This is a genomic window from Polynucleobacter sp. 35-46-11, from assembly GCF_002281105.1.
Window position 1 is genome coordinate 1 of sequence record NZ_NCFJ01000596.1, and the last position, 1,451, is coordinate 1,451.

Genomic DNA, 1,451 nt, shown 5'->3' on the forward strand with positions numbered 1-1,451 from the left:
TAAATATTGGCTTACGCCAATAGCAAGACCAGATAGATTAATGACTAACCCTATCACAAGTCTTATTGGGTTTGATGCTTGAATTGCTTTGATCATTTCTGACCTCCAGCTTAGTTTTTATCTTGCGTTATTAATGCCCTTGGGGTCAGTGTGGGCTGAATGTCTCATTTGGTCAAACTAATAATATTGACCATATTGATCGATTTATTAGATAAATCATATTTTCCAGACAATCCTCTTTAGAATCACCCATTACGAATCAATTTGTATTTACGTTCACTACATGGATTACCGATGAAGAAGAGTCTATTTAAGGCATTGGCTGGAACCGCCATATCTCTCTCAAGCGCTGGTTTTGCGTTTGCTCAAGACGCCTCGCCAATTCCGCAGATATCAAGCGAATGGCGTTTTGAAGTAACTCCTTATCTGTGGGCGACTGGTATTAATGGCACTATGGATTTGGATAATGGTCTTGCTAAATCAGCTGACTACAGTTCAAGCAATGTCATTAGCAACCTTAAATCAGGCGGCATGATTTCTGCTGAAGCCCACAAAGGTAAGTGGGGTGTCATGGGCGACTTAATTTCAGCAACATTACAAAAATCAGGATCAGTGCCCGTTGTGACACCTGCAGGAGCGCCGCTGACGGTAGGTGACAAAATTACCCTGCAACAGACAGTCCTGACTGGCGCTGCTACCTATACACTTGCAGACAGTAAAGATGCCTATGTTGATGCATTACTCGGAGCGCGTGCTATTTATGTCACGGCAACTTTGAATGCCTATGTAGTAGGTATGCCAGAAAAGGCATCTATCTCAAAGACTACCTCTACAGTAGATCCTATTGTCGGTGCAAAAGGGCGCTATCGGATTGCAGGCTCATCTTGGTATATCCCTTTTTATGGCGATATTGGAAGTGGTAGGGGAACGACTAATCTGACTTGGCAAGCTATGGCAGGAATTGGTAAAACATTCAACAATCTGATTGATGCCTCCCTGACTTACCGCGCTCTTTATTACGACATGAAAGCTGGCGGTGTTTTACAGAAAACGACGATGCAAGGGCCTCAAGTGGCTGTGACATTTAAATTCTAGTTATCAAAATTCTCTTTTTCATTGATTGCTAAACTCTTCAAAGCCTTGAAATTGGTATAAGGTATTTTGCAGGCTGCTCACATTATCACGATATCAATGACATCTTTCTAATGCTGAATTTGAGTCTAGAAAGTCGATTCTGGTGGAATTGATTTGTATTCTTCTAGCCAAGCCTTTGCAACATGAGAAGGTTAGAATGCCTGATAGCATTCTCAAGTGGGATAAAAAGGCCTATCTTTAGAGTAAATCATTAATTAGAGAGATTTATGGAGCCATTAAGTAATTTAAAAGTGATTGAAATGGGGCAGTTGATTGCTGGCCCATTCGCTGCAAAGACCTTAGCCGACTTTGGTGCT

Annotated in this window: 2 protein-coding genes; both read left to right on the forward strand. The window is 41.6% G+C overall.

Annotation, left to right across the window (positions count from 1 at the left end):
- The first annotated feature begins 294 nt into the window (after positions 1-294).
- On the forward strand, positions 295-1,095 hold the full coding sequence (locus B7Y67_RS17965; protein WP_293599800.1) for a hypothetical protein: 801 nt from the start codon (positions 295-297) through the stop codon (positions 1,093-1,095).
- 266 nt (positions 1,096-1,361) lie between these two features.
- The coding region (locus B7Y67_RS17970) for a CoA transferase (RefSeq protein WP_293599801.1) at positions 1,362-1,451 on the forward strand (90 nt) is incomplete at its 3' end.